The sequence below is a fragment of the Metabacillus rhizosphaerae genome, assembly GCF_037201795.1.
Lineage (GTDB): Bacteria > Bacillota > Bacilli > Bacillales > Bacillaceae > Metabacillus > Metabacillus rhizosphaerae.
Genome location: NZ_CP147403.1, coordinates 5214470 through 5238621 on the forward strand (window position 1 = coordinate 5214470; position 24152 = coordinate 5238621).

A 24152-nucleotide genomic window follows, 5' to 3' on the forward strand; every position below is an offset into this window, starting at 1 on the left:
CTAGTTGGATGAGATTGTTTTTAAAGCTTATTCGTCTACTTTCAATAACGGATAAGCTTAATATTTTTAAGCCTCTTTTGCGAGATCAGTATTTGTCTCATTTCTTTTTTTCAAGTCTTCCACTATTTGAGGATGAATCTTATCAAGTTTGTAGAATTGCAACAGAATGAGAACTAATACAAAACTTATGACTGGGAACCATATAAAACTAAATTCAATCGCTTCCAAAGTTTCTGTAGATTGTTGAGTTAATGCTGGGTCATAATTATATAAAGCTAATAACCAAGCCCCCGCAGCACCGCCTATACCCATTCCAAATTTTGCTGCAAATGTTGAACCTGAGTATAAAAGACCCGTTGCACGAACACCTGATTTCCACTCACCATAATCAATTGTGTCAGCAATAAGTGAGAATAATAGACTCGGAACGAAACCAAGACCTAATCCACCAAGTCCAACCCCAATCAAAAGTAATGGAATAGAAGATGTTATTGAACTGAAATAAATGATAAGAGATCCTATAATGGACACCACAATCCCAAACTGCATGGTTTTCTTACCACCAAGTTTCTTTGTAACAAACGGAATTAAAAGTAAGGAAACAATTGTTAAATAATTCAAACCCATAACAATTGGAACGATATCTGCTCTGCCAAAATTATATTTAAGAAAGTAAATAGTCGTTTGATTACGAATAATAAATACAAAGAAGAAAGCAAGTTTTGCAGTAAAGATAATTAACCATGGGATATTAAATGCTTTTAATCCATCTTTTAAAGGAACAGTCTTTTTACTATTGTAATACTCTCTTTCTTTCGTATTTTTAAATGCATTTATAAACATCGGAATAGAAATGACACCAAATACAGTCATTGTTATCGCGAAACCCTTTGCATCATTACCATTTCCGAAATAAGCAACTAAAGGTAATGTTGCAACCGAGACAACAAAGCCACCAATCTGACCGAAAATCATACGTATAGAAGTGACTTCATGACGTTCTTGCGGATTATTTGACATGCTAGGTAACATGGCTGATAAAGGAATGTTAATAAACGTATAAATAAGACCTAATAGTATATAGCTTGAATAAGCAAACAAAATTTTCCCTTGTGTATCTAAATCTGGAGTCAAAAAGGCTAAAACACCGACAGCTGCAAATGGGATCGCTAACCATAGAAAATATGGCCTACATTTACCCCATTTCGTATTTGTTCGATCGATTACATAACCAGCAAGCAAATCTGTACCTGCATCTAAAAATCTAACAAGCAAGAATAAAGTACCAACAACACCTGCACCAATACCATAAACATCTGTATAAAAATAGAGTAAATATGTTGAAACCATTACAAAAATTAAATTAGATGCAGTATCCGCTAAACCATAACTAATTCTTTCTTTCCATGAAACTTGATCTACTTTAAACATAAGTAATCCCCCCATATTCGGCCTAAGCTAAACTCATAGTGAAGTGTTTGGTTACTGTTAAGGACAAAATATTAATTTATATCCTGTGCCACCACCTTTATATTTAGTTAAGACCGTAAATTGCACCCTTAAGATCTCATTTACGACTCCCTTTAAGCGCTTCCAAATATCACAAAACAATTGTACATATTGGGATATGCGCAAGGTGTGTAAACGCTTAATCATCTTGTTGATAACAAGTATACTGGTTATGTCGAATTATAGTCCATGTACAATTTATCGATTTCATGTATGATTTTTTACTGCATTTTATTTTTCTATATTTCTACTTTGAGATATCGTGTATATTAAATTTATAGAAAAATTAGCCTGTAAGGAGGTCTCTACATCATTAACATAACTGGCGTTTTTTTTGATAATTTAATTCCAAATTGGCATACTCAAACTGAGAAAATTGATTACAATGTTTTTATTCTAATGGTAAAAGGGAAAGTCGCCTATTCAATAAATGGAGAACAGATTATTGCTGAAAAAGGTGATCTTGTATATATTCCATTTGGGACTTTACGTGGTGGAGAGAATCATGAATCTGGTGGGCACCAAAAATACACAGTTGCGTTTACAATTCCTGAAAATGTCGCTTATACGGACCCTTTTCCTATCAGTAAAAAATTCCACAAAATTAAAACAAGGAATCCCGAATATGTAAAGCATCGTTTTGAGAGGTTATTCGTCGATAGTAGAGGTGATAAAAAATTCCGCTCCTATATATGTGTTGGAATACTACAGGAATTACTTGGAATGTTTGCCCGGGAACTAGATAGCCCTACAATCACACCAAGCAAGGTGAAATACACTTCAATCATCGAGAACTACTTGTTAAAAAATTACCGTAAAACCATTGAAATTGATCAACTCGCAAAATTAATTAACAGGTCTCCAAGTTACACAATTTCGGTCTTTAAGGAATTAATGGGACAGTCTCCAATCAGATATATTCATCAACTAAGAATCATTGAAGCATGTAATCTCTTATTAAATACCGATATGACAATTGTAGCTATCTCTGATTATCTCGGATACTATGACCCTTCCTATTTTTCTCGTATGTTTAAAAAATTAACAGCAATGTCCCCAAAAGAATTTGCAATGTATGGACATCAGGTTGAGGTTTCTACTCTATTTTCGTAAAAAAGGGCTTCAAAGATGTTTTAGGATATAGAATTGTTATTACAAATAGGTAAATCAAAAGGCTGCTAGGTTTGTAGCAGTAGGCCATCAAATGAAAAAAAGCTAATCCCCCTTCTTTCTACTAAAGGATTAAAGCATCTCATTTAGATGATTCTAGAGGGATTCGAACCCCAACCCCTACCCTGAAAATGGGTGGGGAAACCAATGACCAGCATTTACAAATGAAACAAATCTCCTTCTTTTAACTCCAGTAATATTTGTCTGTAAAAATCCAAATGAATTACATTCTTCTGGATCTCTCGAAAGACCATTACACCAAGAAGTTGTAAATCTATCATATCTGGATAGTTTACTCCTTATTTTGCTCTCTAAAATTCATTATCTATTTTTACCTCCAAACAATACTCATCCTCTTCACCTACCGTTAGATCAAGTTCAAACCCACTCGGAATATCTCTTCCAGCAGGAAACGATTCCGTTGATTGCTTATGCTTTGATATAGGATATTGGTTCTCACAAAAAGAATCAATCTCTCCCACGGTCAGTAAAGATTCATTTTCCCAGTTTTTCAGAATGCCAATCACATAGTTCAGCCTTCGCTTGTTATTAGCACAGGCAATCGTCATGGCTTTTAAAATTATGTCTTTAGGCTGTAAAAAGCATGAATCATCTAACCAATATAACAGCTGCCCTTTAGCATTTACGTTTGAAAAACCAAATCCATTGTTGTCCCAAAACTCAACAATTTCTTTCACGTCTTTCGTTTTTTGAGTTTGTGATTGATCCTCAATGTCTGGATTATTCTCTATATTTGGGTTAAAAGCTTTTTGTTGTTGTTTTTCTTTTTCTTTTTCTTTTTCTTTTTGTCCACGTATCGTATTATGACGCATGAACGTATCGTCAACTTCTTCACATTCGGTATCTTGATATGTATCATGTTCATCTTGGTTACTAACTTCACTAAAAAAAGATTCATATAGACCACGAATTTCCGGCTTTTGAACTGTTTCCGAAACATATGAAATAAGCGCAGTATCCTCGACCTCTTTCAATTCAGAAAGTATACAATCCATAACCGGTTTCCCACCTTTGTGTAGGTTATCTTTCCCCCAGTTTTTAATGGCAAGTTCTCTCGTTTCAGGATTATAGCGAATCAATTTGTGATGTTCGATGAATCGTTCCATTAACGAATGAACGCTCTCAATCGAATACCCCAAATCAAAAGCCATTTGTTTTTTCGTAATTCGATAAATTCCAATTTGAGTCGTTTGTGGATTCGTAAGAAGATATAGGTAAAAATATCTATCCTCCGGGGTCATTTCTTCTGAAACAATCGGATTCTTCCAAAATTCAGTACGCACCATTCGATATTTTGCCATCTCAACCACTTCCTTTTCTTCTTAGAAATATTCCTTTCATAGACTATATATAAGGAAGTGGAGGAGAGAGTAGCGTATGTTTCACATAAAATAAATATTTCTTTGGCACCTATTTAGATCGTGAGTTTTCCATGCCGTTCTATCAGTTTCATATTGAACTATACATGCAATCAATATGAAAGTACTGCCTAGTAAAAAAGGAATACAAATCTGATCCTGCAAGATTGTTTATATAGGCTCTTTTCTAAAAGATTGTTGTTTTTGAACAAAACAGATTAGGGTGATTGGAACGGATATGCGAGACTCCTGTGGGAGTAGCGGGACAGATGAGACCCCGCAGGCGCTTCGCGCTGAGGAGGCTCATCGCCCGCCCCACGGAAAGCGAGCATCCTCTCGCTGCAATCAACCAACCCAATACTATTTTAAAAGCAACAAAGTTTGCGAAAACAGCCTTTATATAAAAAATGAACAATATCACTTTAAATATTTGCCATTATTAAATATAGGTAAAAAATGCATAAAAGTTGTTTACTTAAGGAGTTAAGGGGGTAATTAACATTGGGGATATTATACAAATTTCAAAAAAATAAAAATAAAGGGGAATAAGCAATGAAATTCAACTACCTAGCCACATATCAATTAAAAGATTTTTTTGAAAACAATATTGATAATTTTGAAGAGTTGCTTCTTTCTGAGGCTGTTAATGTAAAAGATAAAATTGATGAAATCTTACAAATTGGAAATATTGATCTTGTAAATAATGCAAAAAATCTCGTTATCTATATTATTAATAAAAAAGAAAAAGACCTTCAGCAGTTTGCAAAGCAAGAAGGTATTGCTTGGGCGACTCATTCAATTGACTTATCATTTAAATTAGAGTGGATACAAGCCATTCGTAGAACGGTTTGGTATCTTATAAAAGAGTATAACCGATTAACGAATGAACAGATTATTATCAACTTTTTTACTCTAGAAAAAGAAATAAATAATCGGATTGATGATTTTTTAAATTCCTTCTTTATGAGTTATTCTACATACAAAGATTCTTTGATTAAAGCACATAGAGAGTTGGTTGAGAATCTATCAGTACCAATTATCCCAATAAATTCTTCCGTCTGTATTTTACCATTAATTGGGACTGTTGATGAATTTCGAACAAATATCCTAGAAGAAAAAGTCCTAACTGAAATTGGAGTCAGCCGCATTCAAACTTTGATTATTGATCTATCTGGTATCGCTATTATGGAAATTGAAGTTATTAATCATTTATTAAAAATAATAGATGGAGCTTCTATGATGGGATGTAAATCCGTTATTACCGGATTAAGGGCTGAGGTAGTACGAAAAATGATCCACCTTGGCGCCTCATTTAACAAAAATACAAAAACTTTAGGCACACTACAACAAGCTTTACATGAACACTTACGTCAATAGACTCTATTTAAAGGCGAAGGTATGGCTCTAGATAAACTGCAAGTAAGTTGAACAAGATTTTTTAAATGTAAAAAAAGCTTCAATTCCTTATCTACCAAAGGATTGAAGCTTTTCTTTTTTATGATCCTATAGACCATTTAGAAGCTCAAGGGGAAAGGGCAACACGGGCAAGATAGAAGATTGTTTCATAATTCCAGCATCATGAACTTCTTTTAAGGCTTTTAACCGTAATTAAGATAAAAGAGCCATTATATTATCCGAAGAGTTCCTTAGTAAAATTTTCTCTACCTAAATTATTAAGATAGTCAATTTTCCGTTTTTCGAAAAAATCATCAACATTACCTCTTTCAAAATACCAAATACAGTCAATTAATATTCCGAATTTTAGTAAATCAAATAAATGTATTTTTTCAGATTCATTTAGCGGTCTATATTGAGAATATTCTAATACTACTTTCTTTGCATTACTAAAATCAAAAACATCGTCTTCTAAACTGAATTTCTCCCAAGTATCCCAATCAAAAGTAGATTTAAACGGTTCTATCATACACACAAGGTCAAAAGTTAAAAATGTATAATTGGCATCATCAAAGTCTATAAGTGCCTTAAATTCATCGTTCTGAAAAAGGACATTAGAGAAATGAAAGTCAGAATGACAAATCCCCTTTGGTAATGAGCTTGGAAGGACTAGCTGTTTCAGTTGATGTATGTACCACTTAAGTTTTTCTTGAGAATTTAATGTATTTATCTTTTCAGCACTTTCCTGAGCTAACCTTTCACACTGTTCTACGTTGTAATTCAATCGGTACTGTGTTAGATCCGATTTATACCCTTTAGTTAGATTGTGAAATTCAGCCACTTTTCTTATGAGCTGTTTTTTTTGTTTAGTAGTAGGATTTTCTATATGCTCCCCCTCAATAAAATGAAATAGAACATAAGGCTTGTTATTATAGATACCAATGAAATGTCCATCATTATTACATAATGGAGTGGGACAAGGATATTTTTTCTCTTGTAAATAGTTCAATAAATTAATTTCAAATAAAACCGATTCTTTTGTACGATTTTCATAGTATCTAAAAACAAGTTTATTGGTTGTTGTCTTAATTAAAAAATTAGTCTGTACTGTACCCTTTGTAATTGGGTTAGAGTTTACAAGTTCACCCAAGTTGTAATGTAAAAGAATGTCTTTAATGTTTTTTGATGAAAAATTTGTTTTAACTGCCATCGATTATTTTCCTTATGAAACTAATTTCTGTTACTATGCTACCCGTTGGATTATCCTCATTAAACTAAAGCACCTTTAATTTAATAAGGAAAAACAATACCATTGTTGAACAGTATAATATGAATAACCACAATCCAAAGAAAAGAAGACACCACTTTTGTTAAAAGTAGATGTCCTCTTTTATAAAAGTTTCTATTGTATTTAACTACTAGTGTAGCCTGCATCAGCGTGTATAATAGTACCAGTTACATAAGAGGATTGAACTGAAGCTAACCATAGACTTGCTTGTGCTATTTCAGGCTGATCAAATCTACCTAGCAAGTTCCATCCCATTGCTGCACCTCTTAATACTTATAAGATTGTCCACCATCGATTGGAATAACGGTTGCGTTGATAAAGTTGGCTTGATCAGATAGTAGAAATGCCACCAAATAACCTACTTCTTCTGGTTTACCGAAACGTTTCATTGGGTTTGGCTCAACAAATTGTTTCCCTACTTCTTCCCAGTTGTCTGGATCAATTTGTTTTAATGATCCTTCGACCATTGGTGTCATGATTGCTCCTGGTGCAATGGCTTTGATGCTAATTCCATATTGTCCATATTCAATTCCAGAGTTTCTTGTTAATCCTACAACGCCGTGTTTACTAGCAGCATAACCAGATTGGTTTCCTACCCCACGAATACCACCAACAGAAGCTGTATTAACAATAGAGCCAGAACCTTGTTCTCTCATGACTTTCAACACGTATTTCAATCCATAAAACACACCATTTAAGTTAATACTAACTACTTTATCGAATTCATCATTGCCAAAATCCTCTGTTAGGTTTTGTTTTCCTTCGATCCCTGCGTTGTTGAAGAAACCATCGATTTTCTCAAATTTCTCAACTGTTTCTTTTACATAGTTTTCAACTGCTTTTTCATCTGCCACATTCGCTGTGATAAGCAAGACATCTGCGTTTGGTGAAACCTCTAACACTTTACTTTTTGTTTCTTCTAGTGAAGCTGCGTTTAAATCAACGAGTGAAAGTTTTGCTCCTTCTTTTGCCATTTGTAAGGCAGAGGCTTGTCCTAAACCAGATCCTGCTCCTGTAATTAATATCACTTTTCCATCAAATCGATTGCTCATTTGAAATTTCCTCCTTTTATTATTGGCTCTTTTCTAAAAGATTGTTATTTTAATTAGTTTCCTTGAACTAAAGCTATTTAGGTTGATTGGAGCGGATATGCGAGACTCCTGTGGGCTCACCGCCCGCCCCACGGAAAGCGAGCATCCTCTCGCTGCAATCAACCATTCCAAATACTTGTTATATAGCAACAAAGTTTGCGAAAACAGCCTTATTATTAAATACCTTTACTGTTTCAATCTTGTCCAATAGATACAGCTTTTAAGATTTATTATTGTGCCGTATACCCTCCATCAACCGTTAAGAAACTACCAGTCATGTATGAAGAATCATCTGATGCCATGAATAAAACTGCTTTAGCCATTTCCTCTGCTTTACCAAGTCGTTTAATCGGTGTGGCTGACGCTAAAGCTTGCTTGCTTTCTTCCGGTATAATTGGTGTATCAATAAAACCTGGACATAATGCGTTAAGACGAATATTTTGTTCCGCATATTCAAGTGCAAGTGAACGAGTTAAGTTAATTACGCCACCTTTTGCTGCGTTATATGCTGCTGAACCAGGTGATCCAACCAAACCGTACATAGATGCCGTATTAACAATCGTACCGCCACCTGTTTTTAACATTTCGCGAATGGCTTCACGTGCTATTAAGAAAACACCATCTAAGTCAACATTTACGGTTTTGCGCCATTCTAAGTAATCTAAATCATGTGAAGGGTGAACACGGCCGATACCTGCGTTGTTGAAGACAGTATCCACTTTTCCGAAAGCGTCAAGAGTTTGTTTAAAGATATTTGCAACGTCTTCTTCACTCGTAATATCTGCTTTTATAAAAAGAGCTTCAGCATTAAGCGCTTTCAACTCTGCTTCAAAGGCTTTACCTTTTTCCTCATTTAAATCTACTAGAACTACTTTGGCTCCTTCTGAAACGAATAAACTTGCTGTTGCTGCCCCAATACCAGATGCTCCCCCGGTAATCACAGCTACTTTATCTTGTAATTTACCCATTCTACATCCTCCTAGTATGAAAATTACTATCCTAGTTCTAAAGAAAGATACTATACAGATCGATTATCTGTACTATTTTCCTTACAATTTAATGTTACTACTTTGTTCACATTTAACAATCATTAAGATATCATTAAGTGTCTACTAGTTAGACACTTATGTTGAAACTGTCTATTTAGAGTGAGGTTTTATCATGAATAACGAACAAAATACAACATCAGGGCGACAAAATCGGACAAAAGCACATATACAGCAAGCATTGATTGAACTCATAAAAGAAAAAGGTTACCATTCAGTGACTGTAAAAAACATTGTCGATCATGCCGCCTATAATCGCAGTACCTTTTATATCCATTATCCAGATAAAATTGAATTAGCTGAAGATTTAATTGTTTCCATGCTTCAAGGGTTAGAAGCATCTGTAGGCAAACCATATGTACCTGGTCACAAGGTTTATACAGACAAGCTAAAAGCACCATCTTTAAATATCGTTTCTTATATCTATAAAAACCGGACATTTTTTGAACTAATTAACTACGATGACACGTTACCAGGACTACACACACGGTTCCCTCAAACGATCTTAAAAATTTATAATGAACAATTTATTTTTGAAACAATCAACAATATCCCTGTCAATATGGATTATTTTAAACGTTATACAGCCTATGGCTTTTACGGACTCCTTCGTAATTGGATCCAAAATGGCTTCAAAGAAACCCAAGAGGATTTTATCCAAGAAGTCATTGATCTATCGAAAACACACATTTACTCACTTGAGTATATTGGAAAAAGGAACTAAGTAAGAGTTGGATTCGGGAACTATGTTATAAGCTAAGAGTTATTGTATCCCAACCGTTATAATACAAATCGATTAGCTACTTATGATAATTTTGGTTAAAAAAGAATACCATAACAGTAGCGCGATAAGCATGAAATAAAAATGGATGCTACTCATCAAGTTGTTATTGTCGAAGATTTAGATGATTTATGTAAGCCTTAAACAAATAGTAGGTGCAGGATACTAAAAAATAGTAAAAAGAGTGGTGGAAAGGTGTTATTTTGTCATGCTAAAAGAAAAATTACCATTAATGATGCTCTTCTTAGAGTGTTGAATCCTTTCCGACTTTAGCGAGGAGTGAAAGGATTCTATGACGGCATTACATGGCAGTTTCCTTTGCGAGACATGATGGAGATAATGCCTTTTTCTTTGGCTAAATTCTGATATTGGTAAGATGTGTAGACAGAGCCCTGATCACTGTGTAGAATGGCTCCTTCTGGTTTCCGTTTTACTATAGCTGACTTTTTACGCATTCATAATTTTTGTTTAGTTTTAGCAGCAGAAACTGCAAATATATAAAAATAAAAAAGATACCATCGGCATTAAACCAATTGGTATCTTCTTCAATCCATATCATTTTATTCCTTTACACGCCCCTATACCCATTCATAACTTGGTTTGAAATAAGATTTATTGAGCGTTTAAGCAGTAAATAAGGTGTTCCTTTATTTGAACCAGGTTTATACAAAAACAACTTGTGTTTCTTCTGCTGGGGCTAATAGACACTTTTTGATTTCTTCTACATTTACATGCTTTTGCGAAACGCCTGTTTCCATTGCAGCGTAAGCAACAGCTGCCGATACATAAGCGGCCACTCTTCGGTCAAATGGATCTGGAATGACATAATCGGTATGAAGATCTTCCTCTGCAATTAATCCAGCAATCGCATAAACAGCCGCAAGCTTCATTTCATCATTAATTTCTTTTGCGTGAACATCTAAAGCTCCCCGAAAAATACCAGGGAATGCAAGTACGTTATTGACCTGGTTCGGAAAATCAGAACGTCCTGTTCCTACTACCAGTGCTCCCGCTTCTTTTGCCTCCTGTGGCATAATTTCCGGTACTGGATTGGCCATGGCGAAAATGATTGGATCATGATTCATGGAACGAACCATTTCTTTCGTGACAGCACCTGCGGCTGATACCCCGACAAACACATCGGCTCCTACGAGTGCATCTGCTAATGTTCCTTGTTTTTGTTCTTTATTGGTGATACGAGCCATTTCTTCTTTAAATGGATTCATTCCAAACGGTCGTCCTTCATAAATGATTCCTTTTGTATCGCATAAAATGACGTCTTTTACACCCATATGCAGCAGCAGCTTGACAATCGCCACGCCAGCAGCACCGGCACCGTTTGCGACAACGCGAATTTCTTCTATCTTTTTGTTTGCTAGTTTCAAAGCATTGAGTAACCCTGCCGCTGTTACAATAGCTGTACCGTGCTGATCATCATGGAAAACTGGTATATTACAAATCTTTCGTAGCCGCTCTTCAATTTCAAAGCATTGCGGTGCTCCTATGTCTTCTAAGTTCACTCCGCCAAAAGTCGGTTCCAATAATTTAACGACCTCCACAATCTTGTCCGGATCTGTTGTATCTAAGCAAATCGGGAATGCATCCACATCTGCAAAAGATTTGAATAATAATGCTTTCCCTTCCATAACCGGCATGGCAGCTTTCGGACCGATATTTCCAAGGCCGAGTACGGCTGTTCCATTTGAAACAACGGCAACAAGATTCCCCTTCATTGTGTAATCATACGCTTTGCTTTCATCTTCATAAATGTCCAAGCATGGTTCCGCTACACCTGGAGAATAAGCGAGACTTAAATCTTCCGCATTTCGTACCGGAACTTTTGAATGAACACCAAGCTTTCCTCGATTTTCCTTGTGTATCTTTAATGCTTCTTCTCGTAAATTTGACATTCAGTATATCTCCCATTGTTTAATTTTTGTATAATTATAGTAAAGGAAGAACTTATAGTAGAGTAATATCCTGCATATTATATCGGTTTTACTCTAGTTTTCTCCCCTTTATGTCACCTATATCTACTCTCGCAAACCAATTACCGTTGCCAATTTTCTAAGATTCATCGGGCTTATAAAAACTTATTTAATCTCGGTCAAATAGAGCTGCCCCAGAAATTCCTGGTTTTGTCATCTCATAAGGATTTAAAATAAGATCAAGCTCTTCCACTGTTAACACATCATACTGCAAGCATAGTTCACGTACGGATTTACCTTTTAGAATCGCTTCTCTTGCGATACGAGCTGCCACTTCATACCCAATATGCGGATTAACAGCCGTAATAATCCCTACGCTTTTTTCCACATACTCTTTTAGACGGTTTTCGTTTGCCTCAATTCCTGCGAGACAGTAGTCTGTAAAGGCACGGAATGCATTGTTCATGATGCTGATGGATTGAAGCAAGTTGAATACAAGCACTGGTTCCATCACGTTCAGTTCAAGCTGACCCGCTTCAGATGCCAGGCAAATAGTATGGTCATTGCCAATGACCTGAAACGCTACTTGATTGATCATTTCAGGCATAACCGGATTGACTTTTCCCGGCATAATGGATGAGCCTGGCTGACGGGCCGGCAAGCTAATTTCCGCAAGGCCCGCACGAGGACCTGAGGCCATTAAACGTAGGTCATTCGCGATTTTGGACATATTCATCATACAGACCTTCAACGCTGCAGAGACTTCTGTATAAGCATCTGTATTTTGTGTCGCATCAACAAGATGCTCTGCCCCAACAAGCGGAAGGCCGCTAATATCAGCCAAATGCTTAACCACTCTTTCGATGTAGCGAGGGTCTGCATTTAATCCTGTTCCCACAGCTGTTGCTCCCATATTTATTTCATATAAATGTTGGCGTGATTGTTTAATGCGTTTAATATCACGCTCTACTACTCGGCTATATGCTTCAAACTCTTGACCAAGTCGGATTGGCACCGCATCTTGAAGATGTGTCCGTCCCATTTTAATCACATGGTCGAATTGTTGTGCCTTTTTCTTAAAGACATCAAGCATATACTCCATCGTAGGTAACAATTTTTCGAGTAAACGAAGGGTGGCAATATGAATTGCGGTTGGGAACACATCGTTTGTTGATTGTGACATGTTCACATGGGTGTTTGGACTTAAATGAAGAACATAGTCCCCTTTCTCTTTTCCAAGTAATTCGAGTGCACGGTTAGCAATGACTTCGTTTGCATTCATATTCATCGATGTACCTGCACCGCCTTGGATTGGATCCACGATAAAATGATCATGCCATTTACCTTCGATCACTTCATCTGCTGCCTGAACGATCACGTTACCAAGTCCTTCGTACAAACGTTTCGTATCCATATTTGCTAAAGCTGCTGCTTTTTTCACGATAGCCAACGCTTTAATTAATTCTTCATGAATACGATAGCCTGTAATCGGAAAATTTTCGACCGCACGCAATGTTTGGACCCCATAGTATGCATCTACAGGTACTTCTTTTGAACCTAAGAAATCTTTTTCAATGCGTACGTTATGACCTATTCTAATTGTTGACATAGTGTTTCCTCCTTTATCCTCAGGCAAGTTTATGCTACGTCTGACTGTTTAATTGAATCAACGTAATGGTTTGCTTTTTCTTGGTTAAATTCGCCTTCCCACTTTGACATAACAATTGCTGCTAATGAGTTCCCAACGACATTAACCGCTGTTCGTACCATATCTAAAATACGATCGATACCGGCAATAAACGCAACTCCTTCGAGTGGCAGTCCCATAGAACCAAGTGTTGTTAAAATGACAACAAATGACGCACCCGGAACGCCGGCCATTCCTTTTGACGTTAACATTAATACTAGTAATAACGTTATCTGTTGTGTAATTGATAGATCAATACCATACATTTGTGCCACGAAAAGTGAAGCTATTGCTTGATAAATCGATGAACCGTCTAAATTAAACGTATAGCCTGTTGGAATAACAAATGAAGTAATCGATTTTGGACAGCCAAATTTCTCCATTTTTTCCATTAACCTTGGTAATACAGCCTCTGAGCTTGCCGTTGTAAATGCCAAAATCAGTTCGTCTTTTAACACTTTCAAGAGAACAAAAATGCTTGTCCCGGACATTTTCGCAATAATTCCAAGAACGACGAACACAAAAAATACCATCGTCACATAAACAGCAAGCACTAATTTCCCTAATGGAATTAATGTTACAATGCCAAATTTAGCAACGGTTACACCGATCAGTGCAAATACACCAAACGGGGCAAACTTCATCACTTGGTTTGTCACCCAAAACATTGCTTCTAATACACCTTCAAAAAAGCCAAGGACAGGTTTTCCTTTTTCTCCTATTGCCGCAATTCCTAAACCAAAAAACACAGAGAAGAAAATAATCGGTAACAAGTCACCCTGGGCCATGGATTCAAATATGTTTTTCGGAACAATATGAACAATCGATTCCGCAAAACCCTGGCTTTCAGCTGTTTTCGTCGTTTCTTCATAATTTGAAATATCACTTTTTTCAAGATTGCTTGTATCTAAACCAGAACCCGGGTGGAACAAGTTGGCCGCCAGTAATCCAATAGCAATGGCGATTGTGGTGACAATTTCAAAATAGAGAATGGTCTTCCCGCCTAATTTTCCTAGTTTTTTCATATCGCCGACTCCTGCGATTGAGACTACTAATGCAGCAATGACAATCGGAACGACAATCATCTTAATTAAATGAATAAAAATGTCTCCAATCGGCGCCATAATGGCCATGACTGTTTCATTCCCGTGAAATACTGCACCGACAGAGATACCTAGTATAAGTGCAACAAAAATTTGTGTAGCTAATCCAAACTTTTTCAAATAAATCCCCCCTAATGTTAGTTGTTTTTTGTTAACGCTTTCATAATTATTCTTAGTTTATACTCCCCCCCACTAAAACCAACTAAAACCTACTGAAACCCACAAGGGCAAATAGGAAAATTAAAAATCTTAGTCAAAACCCTTTCCCCTTTTTTACCATTAGTACAATGTGTTATGTTTTTATATAGTTACTGGGGAGGGACTGTATTGAAAGAGCGTATAAGGATTTTACTATTAATGATGATTGCGGTGCCTCTTGCGGGTGAATTCAAGTTTTATCCATTCGACGATACATTCAGAGTCAGTTTGGGGACGCCTGTCTTTTTCTTGTTTTTGCTGTGGGGGAGGGGGATTCATCCGAATATTGCAGGCATTTTAACGGGGTTAAGTGTGTTTGTTTTACGTTTTTTGCTGGCTGTTGGGATACGAGACATATCTGTTGAGGAAGCGATGTATCTTCATTTTCCCGCCTTCTTCTATTACGTCATGTACGCGTTCGTATTTCATTTGACGAAATTGAATGAACGGCATGATCAGCCGTTTATGATCGGGATTTTAGGGGTATTGATCGAGCTTTTTGCAAGCGTATCGGAAATGGCGATCCGTTCTTTCCTGGCAAATCAGGACATATCCTTGCTGACCACCCGACAACTCGTTATCATCGCCTTTATTCGAAGCTTTTTCGTTCTCGGCTTTTTTAATATTTTCAAGCTGAGAGAAGCAAAATTCGCTGAAAAAGAGCAACGCAGGCAAAAGGAGCAAATGCTGCTTTTCATTTCAAATTTGTATGAAGAATCGGTTCAACTGAAGAAAACGATGCTAAATGCAGAAGAAATCACCAGCATGTGTTATGATTTTTATCGTCGGTTAAAATCACGGGAGGAAGGCGGCCATGATGCGCAAACGGCACTGCAGATTGCCGGTCTCGTCCATGAGATCAAAAAAGATAACCAGCGGATTTATGCTGGGTTGTCGGAACTCATGTCTTCCAAAAACCTGCAAGATTATATGACAATCGAAGAGCTTGGTAATATTATGATCGTGTCCAATAGACGATATGCAGAATCTAACTGCAAAGATGTTTCATTTTCCTTGCATGTAGATGGGGACCATCCGCCCTACCATGTATACATGGTATTATCATTAATCAATAATTTGTTGGCCAATGCCGTGGAAGCCATTGAAGAAGAGGGATACGTATCGCTGCATGTGAAAAGGAAAGACCAATTCGTGGAGTTTTGTGTCAGTGACAATGGCCCCGGCATTGCACCTAGGCTGAAGGAAGTCATTTTTACAGAAGGCTTTACAAAGAAATTTGATGCGGCTGGAAACCCTTCGACGGGTATCGGTTTATCGTATGTGAAACAAACGGTTGAAAAATGGGGAGGACATATCAGGCTTATGGATAACTATAAAGAAACCGTATTCATATTAGAACTTCCAATGAATGCGATAGTCGAGAAAGGGTTAGTGAGATGAATTATTTCATTATAGATGACGATCTTGCCATTCGAGCAATGCTGATAGAAATGATTGAAGACGAGGATTTAGGAAACGTGGTGGGAGAAGCTGAGGACGGATCGTTAGTGGATAATGGCTTGTTGTCTTTAAAAAAAGCAGACGTTGTCTTAATTGATTTGCTCATGCCAATAAGGGACGGAATTGAAACGATCCGTGCTCTTGCTGATGGATTTCAAGGAAAGTTTGTGATGATTTCTCAAGTAGAAACGAAGGAACTGATTGGAGAGGCGTATCGTTTAGGGGCGGAATACTACATTACAAAACCTCTGAACCACCTTGAAATTGCATGCATATTAAAAAAAGTAAACAAGCAGGTGCTGTTGGAACAATCGATGCGAGGCATTCAAGAATCGTTGAACTTATTTACAGGCCAACCGCAGTCTCCGTTCGTGTCCTCCTATCATACAAAAAATATTATTGAAGCCGGACGTCCCTTAATTTCCGATTTAGGCATGATTGGCGAAGGGGGAAGCGAGGATTTACTAAAAATTTTAGAATTCCTCCAAAATGAAAAGCAAAGACTCGGTTCTGCCTACACGTTTCCATCTTTAAAGGATATTTTTGCAGGCATCTCTGTTGAAAAGCTGGGAGATCAAGCGAAAGATGCTGACATCCAGAAAGAAATGAAAGCTTCTGAGCAGCGTGTCCGCCGCGCTCTTTACCAGGCGCTCATTCATATCGCTTCATTAGGTTTGACGGATTATATGAATCCAAAATTCGAAGCCTATTCTTCCACATTTTTTGATTTCTCGGAAGTCCGCAAAAAAATGCTGGAGCTAGATGACAATAGCAAAAAAGCAAGCAACCAGAGCCGTATTAACATGAAAAAATTTATCCAAGCGTTGTTTATGGAAGCGAGACAGCTGATGGAATAATATATCATATAAAGTAAACCTTCAATCAGTGGAGGTTTTGTTATAAGCGGACTTTGGTCTGATAGAATAGAAGTTTTGGGAGTTTTCATTCATAAAGACTTAGTTTGGATAATAGATATTTTACACGAAGTTAAGATTTGTAGATTAAGGGGAATCTCTCCCCTTTTGTTATTTTATCTACCTTTATAACAACAAATGCTATGCGCGTCCTTTCACAAGATTTTCAAGGTACTCGGCCATCGATGTCCCTGTAAGGTTTCGTATTTGAATACTATGAAGAATTCCATCTAACCATTATAGAGACCATCTAGCAGATGCTTTTTCAGAAAGCTCAATTAGAGTCTGTTCTGGGCTGTCAGGATCATAAAGCGAATGAAAAAACATCCCGGCGAGACTAGTTATATAAGATCCTTTGCATACCAATGCTCAGGAATAATATCCTTTTCCAACTCTAAAAGTTCTTCAATGATTTGATCGGCATCTGCAATGGAGTTAACGAGAGGATCTGTCAGAATAGCCCTTCTAAGCTTCTTACGGTCGCGTTCCACAACGGCTTCCGCTGTTAATTCATGTGTATCCAGTACTAGCTCCTGCATGCCGCGAATCCCACGAGGCATCTCGCCAACAGGTAAAGGCTTTACCCCATCCATAGTGACTTCACATAACAGTTCGAGGAATGAATCATCGTTCATATTCGTTACCGCGCCTTGATTAAGTGTGTTAATGTAGAAAGGTTTCCCTAATCCGCCCACCATATTTTCAATAATATCTGTCGCATGGTCCGGACCAAATGTATTCATATACTCACTGATTGGTGTTTCACCGCTTAGGAAACTATCAATCTGCCGCCACATCTCATCATGGCGCTTATAACGGTCTTCCGTTTCCCAAATAGATAATGGCGGTATCGTATCTTCCAGCTTGCCGAGCCCTTGCCAATAAGGAACATATTCCTTTGTATGAGCAGTACAAGTTGGAACATAACCAAAGATGTCATACAGTTGATAGCTGATGGCATCATTGTAAAGAGCCTTGGCACCTGTGTCACCACCTACTGTTTCCGTCTCCGCCGAACGGTTCAATGATTCAGCAATAGTAGGAAGGACATCTTTTCCTTCATACTCCGCTTTTAACAGCCAAGTGAAGTGATTTACTCCGGCAATGCGTAAATTGAATTTACGGTCGATTTCTTCGGAGTACTCACTTTTGTCATTGATTATCCCCGCTCGTTCAGCATAGATCATTTTCTTATGTGGCATATGATGCGAATCACACAAAGCAAAAGTTTTTAAATTCGGTGCATATCTTTTTAACGCCATTCCATTGACCGTCGACGGGTTAATATAATTAATGACCCAAGCTTCGGGACAAATTTCTTCAATGTCCTTTGCACACTCCAAAATCATAGGAAGCTCGCGCATCGCTCGGAAAACCCCACCAGGTCCGATCGTATCACCAGAGCACATTCTTATCCCATACTTTTCGGAAATCTCACAGTCTATTCCCCTGTACTTTACTGTATCCTTAGCAAAACTAAGTACAACAAAGTCAGCATCTTGAAGAACTAGCTTACGGTCAACCGATCCCTCAATCTTCAAATCTACTTGATTAGCATCGACAACCATTTGGGCTAAATTGACCAGTTTGTTTAACCGTTCTTCGTTTGTATCTACTAAAACTAAAGTACCTTTGTTTAGATGTTTAGAATGAACCATTTGCCAAATACACTGACGACCGAAAAACAAGCTCCCTGCTCCTAACACGACTACCTTAGGCTTCTGAATAGTAATAGAAATCCCCTCCAATACATTTGTTATCTACAATTATAGAGAGCGCATACAAAATTAGAAATGTAAGGGAGTAATCATTTCATGTCAAATAGTAATATTAGATAATCCTAACAAATTCATAAGTTATAATAAATAAATAAAAAAATGTCTAAAAGTATCAATAATACATCTAAAAGTATGGGGGTGGTTTTACCGATGGATAGTTTAGATATTTTCAACGAACTTTCAGAGCTCATCAAGCTCCAAATAAATTCTTGTAGCGAAGTTGCGCATCCCAATAGTTGGATTGAGAGAAGACAACATAATGATTATGACTTATGGTGCATTCAAGAAGGACAGATTGAAATTCGAATTCAAGAAGAGATGTATCTTGCTTCTGAGGGAGATTTGATTCTTTTCACTCCAAAAGTTACCTATACCGCTACAACCCTAAGTACCAGTTGCAAATTTATATTCACACACTTTGATCTTAGTCTCGGGGATCATATTCGAATACTAGACAATTTTCAGCTGTCTGGCATTATTCATAGTACTCTTGTTGAAGAGGAGATTCGGCTTTTTTTGGATACGTATGACCAATATAAACGTAGTGCTCCAATGTCAGGGATTCGTTTGAAAGGATGTTTGACGATTTTAATCGCTAAGATTATGGAACAGTATGGTCGTAAACAATATCGTGGGGAATTCGTGCAATATCCAACTAATCAGAAGTTGACCATGGATTTAGTTAAGCTTCAGCCTGTATTTGATTTTATCCATGAACACCTTCATCAAACAATTCGAGTTGAAGAGATTGCTGCAGTAGCTAGTATGTCAGAGAAGTATTTTATCTCTTATTTTAAGCAAGCTCTTGGTCTGACACCAGGGCGCTACATTTATCAATTAAAAATGAACCGTGCTCGAGAATTATTGTACCTTAAACGCTATTCGATAAAGGAAATTGCAAGTATGCTCGGATACCCTGATCCTTACAGTTTCTCTAAAGCGTTTAAAAAATATTATAAAGTGCCGCCCTCTAAGTTTGTTTGGTAAGTTTAAATGTTCTTGTGTAAAAAACGACGGTGAATCGCGCATAGACAAGCTGCCTAGCGAAAAAATCGCGTTTTAATAGGCTTCTTTGGCATGCCTACTTTTCCATCACACGCTAGTTTTGAAACAAGGATCATTTCGTATCTAGTAATTTACTTTGTTAGCTTGATGGGCATGGGGTACAGTCAGGAAAATGCGGATTTACAACGTTAAGGAAATTTCAATACTAAAAGTTCAATTTCTCATTATAAAAATTGAACTTTTTTGTTATTCCAGAAAAGCGCCAGATCGTGGAAGATCATTACCATGCCTTATTGAACAATAGCATCCTTTAAGACGAAGGTTTTTATTAGTTTTTACCCCATTTATTTTTAAAGATCAGGTTTTCTAAAGACCGCCTTTTTTCCCAATTAGCTAATTCTAAAATAGGTTTTTTGGGATAATCCTCAGTGTAACCAATGGATATAAGAGCAATAGGATCAATATGTGGTGGTATTTCCAAAATATCTCGAACATCATTCTTTTTATAAAAACTCACCCATCCCATTGCAAGTCCTTCTGCACAAGTAGCTAACCACATATTTTGAATAGCGCAGGCTGTTGATAAAATATCTGTTTCAGGAATGGAATTACGTCCTAATACATGCGATCCTCCTCGTGTGGGGTCACATGTTACACAAATAGTAATAGGAGCTTCTCTTAAACCCTCAACTTTTAAACTCAGGAATTTTGTTTCTTTTTCTTCTTCATAATGAATAGCCAATGCTCGTCTTTCTTTTTCTGCCGCCCATGCTAATTTTTCTTTAGTCCTGTCAGATGAAATTAAAATAAAGTTCCAAGGCTGCATAAACCCTACTGAGGGTGCATGATGAGCTGCATTTAATATTTTAAGTATTGTGTCTTCGGGAATAGGAGTTGATAAAAAACTTCGTACATCCCTCCTATTATAAATAACCTTATAAATCGAATCTCTTTCTTCATTAGAAAACATTAAATTTCTCTCCCTCTACTTTAATTCGATCTAGATAGTTCGGATATTTTTCCTTATCGTGAATTATGTTTTTATTAAAAAGGTGCCTTAATCCAATAATACCAAGGATTTTCAATCTCTATTGATATACTATTTGTTAATTACAATCGTTAATTTATAATTAACATGCTCATTTAACCCTTCCAAAAACTGATCCAATATTTCATTAGATGGAAATTTACACTCGAGAAGATAACAACCGTCCCCACTGATTTTATAGTTATTTATGATGTATTGTTCTTGTGTTTTTATGAACGACAGATAAGGTTGATGATGGGCACTTTTTGTAAATATATTAATAAAAGAGTGTATAAAATAACCTAATTTTACTTGGTTGACTTTAATTGTATAACCCTCAATAACTCCACTATCCTCTAATTTTCCCACTCTAGCTGAGGTAGCTGGTCCAGTCAAATGGACTTTCTCGCCTAATTCTTTCATTGTTATCCGACTGTTCTTGGATAGTTCATCTAAGATTTGCATATCCGTGTTATCTAACATTTATTTAACTCCTTTCATTAATAAAGTCAAACGGCCAAAACACTTTATTTAATCTATGTATCTTCAATGAGTCACAGTATAGAATATACATTGTTCAAAGGAAATTTAAAAGAAAAGGAGTTAATGAATATGAATATACAACAAATTCGAAATGCAACAATTGTTGTTGAATATACAGGTAAAAAGTTTTTGATTGATCCATTTTTAGCAGAGAAGGGGACTTATCCACCTTTCCCAAATTCTTTAAGACAAGATCAAAATAATCCTTTAGTTAGCTTACCAACATCAATTGATACTATTATTAATAATGTTGATGCAGTAATTTTAACTCATTTACATTTAGACCATTGGGATGATACTGCCAAAGAGGTATTACCAAAAGAGATCAAAATGTTTGTTCAAAATGAAGAAGATGCGAAAGAAGTAAGAAACGCTGGTTTTCAAAATGTAGAGGTGCTACAAGAAGATACAGTCTTTGAAGGTATCCAATTAGTGAAAACGAAAGGTGAACACGGAAGAGGAGAAATTTTAAAACTTGCTGGTTTAGTGTGTGGCGTTGTCTTCAAACACACAAGTGAAAAAACGTTATATGTGGCTGGAGATACGGTATGGTATGATGGAATCCAAGAAGAGATCAATACACATAAGCCTGAAATCATTGTTGTAAATGGCGGAGATAATCAATTCCTTCAAGGCGGTTCTTTAGTAATGGGGAAAGATGACATCTATGAAGTGCATAAGGCTGCTCCTTACGCAAAAATCATTTCTGTCCATATGGAAGCTGTTAACCATTGGACATTATCCCGAGAAGAATTAAAAAGCTTCATTGAGGAAAAGGGAATCTCTTCACATGTGTTAGTGCCAGAAGACGGACAATCATACACATTTTAAATTTTTAAAAGGCTCTTTTTTAAAAGATTGTTGTTTTTGAACAAAACTGATTAGGGTGATTGGTGCGGAAGGTGCGAGACTCCTGTGGGAGTAGCGGGACAGATGAGACCCCGCAGGCGCTTCGCGCTGAGGAGGCTCATCGCCCGCCCCACGGAAAGCGAGCATCCTCTCGCTGCAATCAACCAACCCAATACTATTTTAAAAGCAACAAAGTTTGCGAAAACAGCCTTTTAAAAAGACAAAATGTTAATTGTCTATTAAGAATTTAAAACTTATCGTGTGTAGTAATCATTAGAAATGACAAGAGGCTCATGATTGTGTTGATAATCATGAGCTTCTTAATGATTAGTCAATAGTTATGAGAAACGATAATATCCTAAAAGAGATAGATAGAGAAGGCATAAAAATCTAAAATTGTTTTTTTGAAGAGGTGCAGTTTATGATCACTGAAACAGTAGTTAAAAGCAAGCCAAAACAGAATCCTGCTTGGCTTCAAGAATATATTGATTCACCAGAAAAGCAAAAACAGCTTTATAAAAAAACATTAAGAATAGTGATCCTTTCACAAATCTTTGGAGGTGCAGGACTTGCAGCCGGTATAACGGTAGGAGCACTTCTAGCTCAAGATATGCTGGGGACAGAAAGTGCTGCAGGGATTCCTGTTGCCTTACTCACTTTAGGTTCTGCTGGGGCAGCACTTCTTGTAGGCCGGCTTTCACAGCGTTTCGGCCGCAGAGCAGGACTTGCAGCCGGTTTTCTTACTGGCGGATTGGGTGCAATCGGCGTAATAATCGCTGCCTTACTTAACAGTGTCTTACTTTTATTCGCTTCCCTACTTATTTATGGAGCTGGTACCGCTGCAAATCTGCAAGCACGTTACGCGGGTACAGATCTGGCGACAGCTAAACAGCGGGCAACTGCTGTCAGCATGGCCATGGTTTCGACTACCTTTGGTGCTGTAGCGGGTCCTAACTTGGTCAATGTGATGGGAGAATTTGCAGATTCTATTGGTGTTCCAACTCTGGCTGGTCCCTTTATCTTAGGGGCAGCTGCTTTTATTCTTGCCGGATTGGTTCTCCTACTTTTCCTTCGTCCAGACCCTTTGATCGTATCTACAGCTGTAGCAAGTGCCCTGGTTGAAGACGGTAAAGTCCTGGAAGAATCAAGTTCACAAAGCTCTGCGTTAAACAAAAGAGGAGTTGTCGTTGGTGCTACCGTTATGGTTTTGACTCAATTTGTCATGGCAGCCATTATGACCATGACACCGATTCATATGGGACACCATGGCCATGGTTTGAGGGAAGTCGGGCTTGTCATAGGTTTTCACATAGGTGCCATGTATTTCCCTTCAATTGTTACAGGCCTGCTGGTAGATAAAGTCGGCCGTACTACGATGGCTATTGCTGCTGGTGCCATACTTCTCGCTTCTGGTCTTCTAGCGGCTTTTGCTCCGGCAGACTCAATGATATTGCTTATCTGCGCGCTTGTATTGTTAGGTGTTGGCTGGAACTTTGGCTTAATAAGCGGAACGGCTCTCATTATAGATGCAACACATCCATCCATTCGTGCAAAAACTCAAGGATCGGTTGATGTCTTACTTGCATTATCTGGTGCCTCTGGCGGTGTGTTATCAGGAATTGTCGTTGCTCATTCAAGTTATGCAGCATTATCACTTTCTGGAGCTATCCTTTCATTGTTGCTTATTCCTGTAATTACTTGGTCCCGTAAGGCTCAAAGTAAAGTGCTGGTTTAAAGTTTATTAAATTCAAATTTTTATAGATTGCATTGACTGATTGATGGGGTAAAATACACGACAGAACAACATTAGCCAACAAAAAAGAAGATTTCCAGATCAATACTAGTACTGGAAATCTTCTTTTTTAAAAAATATTTGTCATAGACGTCAGTTTTTCACTGCCCTCATAAAAACGGGAGTATAAATAAAAGTTAACCGAACAAAGAATTGAGTTAATTAAGTATTGGTAAATCAATGTTTTCGACTAGTGATTAGAATTAGC

The 24152-nt window shown here is 37.2% G+C and carries 20 protein-coding genes and 1 pseudogene; 8 read left to right on the forward strand and 13 right to left on the reverse strand.

The annotated features are described in order from the left end of the window. Nucleotides 1-66 precede the first annotated feature (66 nt). Nucleotides 67-1431, reverse strand: a complete 1365-nt coding sequence (locus tag WCV66_RS24780) for an MFS transporter (RefSeq protein WP_083964401.1) — start codon at nt 1429-1431, stop codon at nt 67-69. Nucleotides 1432-1908: 477 nt separating this feature from the next. On the opposite strand from WCV66_RS24780, the gene WCV66_RS24785 reads away from it, so the two are divergent. Continuing rightward, nucleotides 1909-2622, forward strand: a complete 714-nt coding sequence (locus tag WCV66_RS24785) for a helix-turn-helix domain-containing protein (RefSeq protein WP_232328940.1) — start codon at nt 1909-1911, stop codon at nt 2620-2622. Nucleotides 2623-2990: 368 nt separating this feature from the next. Here WCV66_RS24785 and WCV66_RS24790 read toward each other — a convergent pair whose 3' ends face one another. Continuing rightward, nucleotides 2991-4001 carry a DnaD domain protein gene (locus WCV66_RS24790; protein ID WP_338787261.1) on the reverse strand — a complete coding sequence of 337 codons (1011 nt, stop codon included), beginning with the start codon at nt 3999-4001 and terminating at the stop codon, nt 2991-2993. Nucleotides 4002-4610: 609 nt separating this feature from the next. Between WCV66_RS24790 and WCV66_RS24795 the strand changes: the two genes are divergently transcribed. Next, nucleotides 4611-5435: an STAS domain-containing protein gene (locus WCV66_RS24795; protein ID WP_338787262.1), complete on the forward strand. Its 825-nt coding sequence runs from the start codon at nt 4611-4613 to the stop codon at nt 5433-5435. A 253-nt stretch (nt 5436-5688) separates the two neighbouring features. On the opposite strand, the gene WCV66_RS24800 is transcribed toward WCV66_RS24795, so the two are convergent. The 4 genes from WCV66_RS24800 to WCV66_RS24815 form a co-directional block, all read right to left on the reverse strand. After that, on the reverse strand, nt 5689-6663 hold the full coding sequence (locus tag WCV66_RS24800) for a homoserine kinase (protein WP_338787263.1): 975 nt from the start codon (nt 6661-6663) through the stop codon (nt 5689-5691). Nucleotides 6664-6864: 201 nt separating this feature from the next. Next, nucleotides 6865-6996: an SDR family oxidoreductase gene (locus WCV66_RS24805; RefSeq protein WP_338787264.1), complete on the reverse strand. Its 132-nt coding sequence runs from the start codon at nt 6994-6996 to the stop codon at nt 6865-6867. 11 nt (nt 6997-7007) lie between these two features. Continuing rightward, nucleotides 7008-7793 (reverse strand): SDR family oxidoreductase, encoded by a 786-nt coding sequence (locus tag WCV66_RS24810; protein WP_338787265.1) that lies wholly within the window; start codon nt 7791-7793, stop codon nt 7008-7010. A 269-nt stretch (nt 7794-8062) separates the two neighbouring features. Then, nucleotides 8063-8800 carry an SDR family NAD(P)-dependent oxidoreductase gene (locus WCV66_RS24815; protein ID WP_338787266.1) on the reverse strand — a complete coding sequence of 246 codons (738 nt, stop codon included), beginning with the start codon at nt 8798-8800 and terminating at the stop codon, nt 8063-8065. A 193-nt stretch (nt 8801-8993) separates the two neighbouring features. Between WCV66_RS24815 and WCV66_RS24820 the strand changes: the two genes are divergently transcribed. Continuing rightward, entirely contained in the window at nt 8994-9602 is a 609-nt protein-coding gene (locus tag WCV66_RS24820) for a TetR/AcrR family transcriptional regulator (RefSeq protein WP_338787267.1), read from the forward strand. Nucleotides 9603-9920: 318 nt separating this feature from the next. Here the strand turns inward: WCV66_RS24820 and WCV66_RS24825 are convergent. The 4 genes and pseudogenes from WCV66_RS24825 to WCV66_RS24840 all read right to left on the reverse strand — a co-directional run. Continuing rightward, nucleotides 9921-10081, reverse strand: a pseudogene (locus tag WCV66_RS24825) (IS3 family transposase); the annotation flags it as partial. Between the two features lie 240 nt (nt 10082-10321). Next, complete coding sequence (locus WCV66_RS24830) at nt 10322-11569, reverse strand: NADP-dependent malic enzyme (protein ID WP_338787269.1); 1248 nt, start codon at nt 11567-11569, stop codon at nt 10322-10324. Nucleotides 11570-11756: 187 nt separating this feature from the next. Then, entirely contained in the window at nt 11757-13196 is a 1440-nt protein-coding gene (aspA, locus tag WCV66_RS24835) for an aspartate ammonia-lyase (protein WP_338787270.1), read from the reverse strand. A gap of 29 nt (nt 13197-13225) precedes the next feature. Continuing rightward, on the reverse strand, nt 13226-14497 hold the full coding sequence (locus WCV66_RS24840; RefSeq protein ID WP_338787271.1) for a cation:dicarboxylate symporter family transporter: 1272 nt from the start codon (nt 14495-14497) through the stop codon (nt 13226-13228). A gap of 207 nt (nt 14498-14704) precedes the next feature. On the opposite strand from WCV66_RS24840, the gene WCV66_RS24845 reads away from it, so the two are divergent. Continuing rightward, a complete protein-coding gene (locus WCV66_RS24845) occupies nt 14705-15976 on the forward strand; it encodes a sensor histidine kinase (RefSeq protein WP_338787273.1) in 1272 nt (423 codons plus the stop codon). Continuing rightward, entirely contained in the window at nt 15973-16893 is a 921-nt protein-coding gene (locus tag WCV66_RS24850; protein WP_338787274.1) for a response regulator, read from the forward strand. The genes WCV66_RS24845 and WCV66_RS24850 overlap by 4 nt, the downstream gene beginning before the upstream one ends. 398 nt (nt 16894-17291) lie before the next feature. Here WCV66_RS24850 and WCV66_RS24855 read toward each other — a convergent pair whose 3' ends face one another. Further along, entirely contained in the window at nt 17292-18638 is a 1347-nt protein-coding gene (locus tag WCV66_RS24855; RefSeq protein ID WP_413789616.1) for a glycoside hydrolase family 4, read from the reverse strand. Between the two features lie 240 nt (nt 18639-18878). On the opposite strand from WCV66_RS24855, the gene WCV66_RS24860 reads away from it, so the two are divergent. Then, nucleotides 18879-19715 carry an AraC family transcriptional regulator gene (locus WCV66_RS24860; RefSeq protein WP_338787276.1) on the forward strand — a complete coding sequence of 279 codons (837 nt, stop codon included), beginning with the start codon at nt 18879-18881 and terminating at the stop codon, nt 19713-19715. A 346-nt stretch (nt 19716-20061) separates the two neighbouring features. On the opposite strand, the gene bluB is transcribed toward WCV66_RS24860, so the two are convergent. Both bluB and WCV66_RS24870 read right to left on the reverse strand, forming a co-directional pair. After that, nucleotides 20062-20703, reverse strand: coding sequence for a 5,6-dimethylbenzimidazole synthase (bluB, locus tag WCV66_RS24865; protein ID WP_338787277.1), 642 nt, complete (start codon nt 20701-20703; stop codon nt 20062-20064). A gap of 129 nt (nt 20704-20832) precedes the next feature. Further along, nucleotides 20833-21243, reverse strand: coding sequence for an Lrp/AsnC family transcriptional regulator (locus WCV66_RS24870; protein WP_338787278.1), 411 nt, complete (start codon nt 21241-21243; stop codon nt 20833-20835). 129 nt (nt 21244-21372) lie between these two features. Between WCV66_RS24870 and WCV66_RS24875 the strand changes: the two genes are divergently transcribed. Both WCV66_RS24875 and WCV66_RS24880 read left to right on the forward strand, forming a co-directional pair. Beyond that, complete coding sequence (locus WCV66_RS24875) at nt 21373-22134, forward strand: MBL fold metallo-hydrolase (RefSeq protein WP_338787279.1); 762 nt, start codon at nt 21373-21375, stop codon at nt 22132-22134. Nucleotides 22135-22573: 439 nt separating this feature from the next. Then, the gene (locus tag WCV66_RS24880; protein WP_338789555.1) at nt 22574-23887 is read left to right on the forward strand and encodes an MFS transporter; all 1314 of its coding nucleotides are present in this window, start codon (nt 22574-22576) and stop codon (nt 23885-23887) included. Nucleotides 23888-24152: the final 265 nt, after the last annotated feature.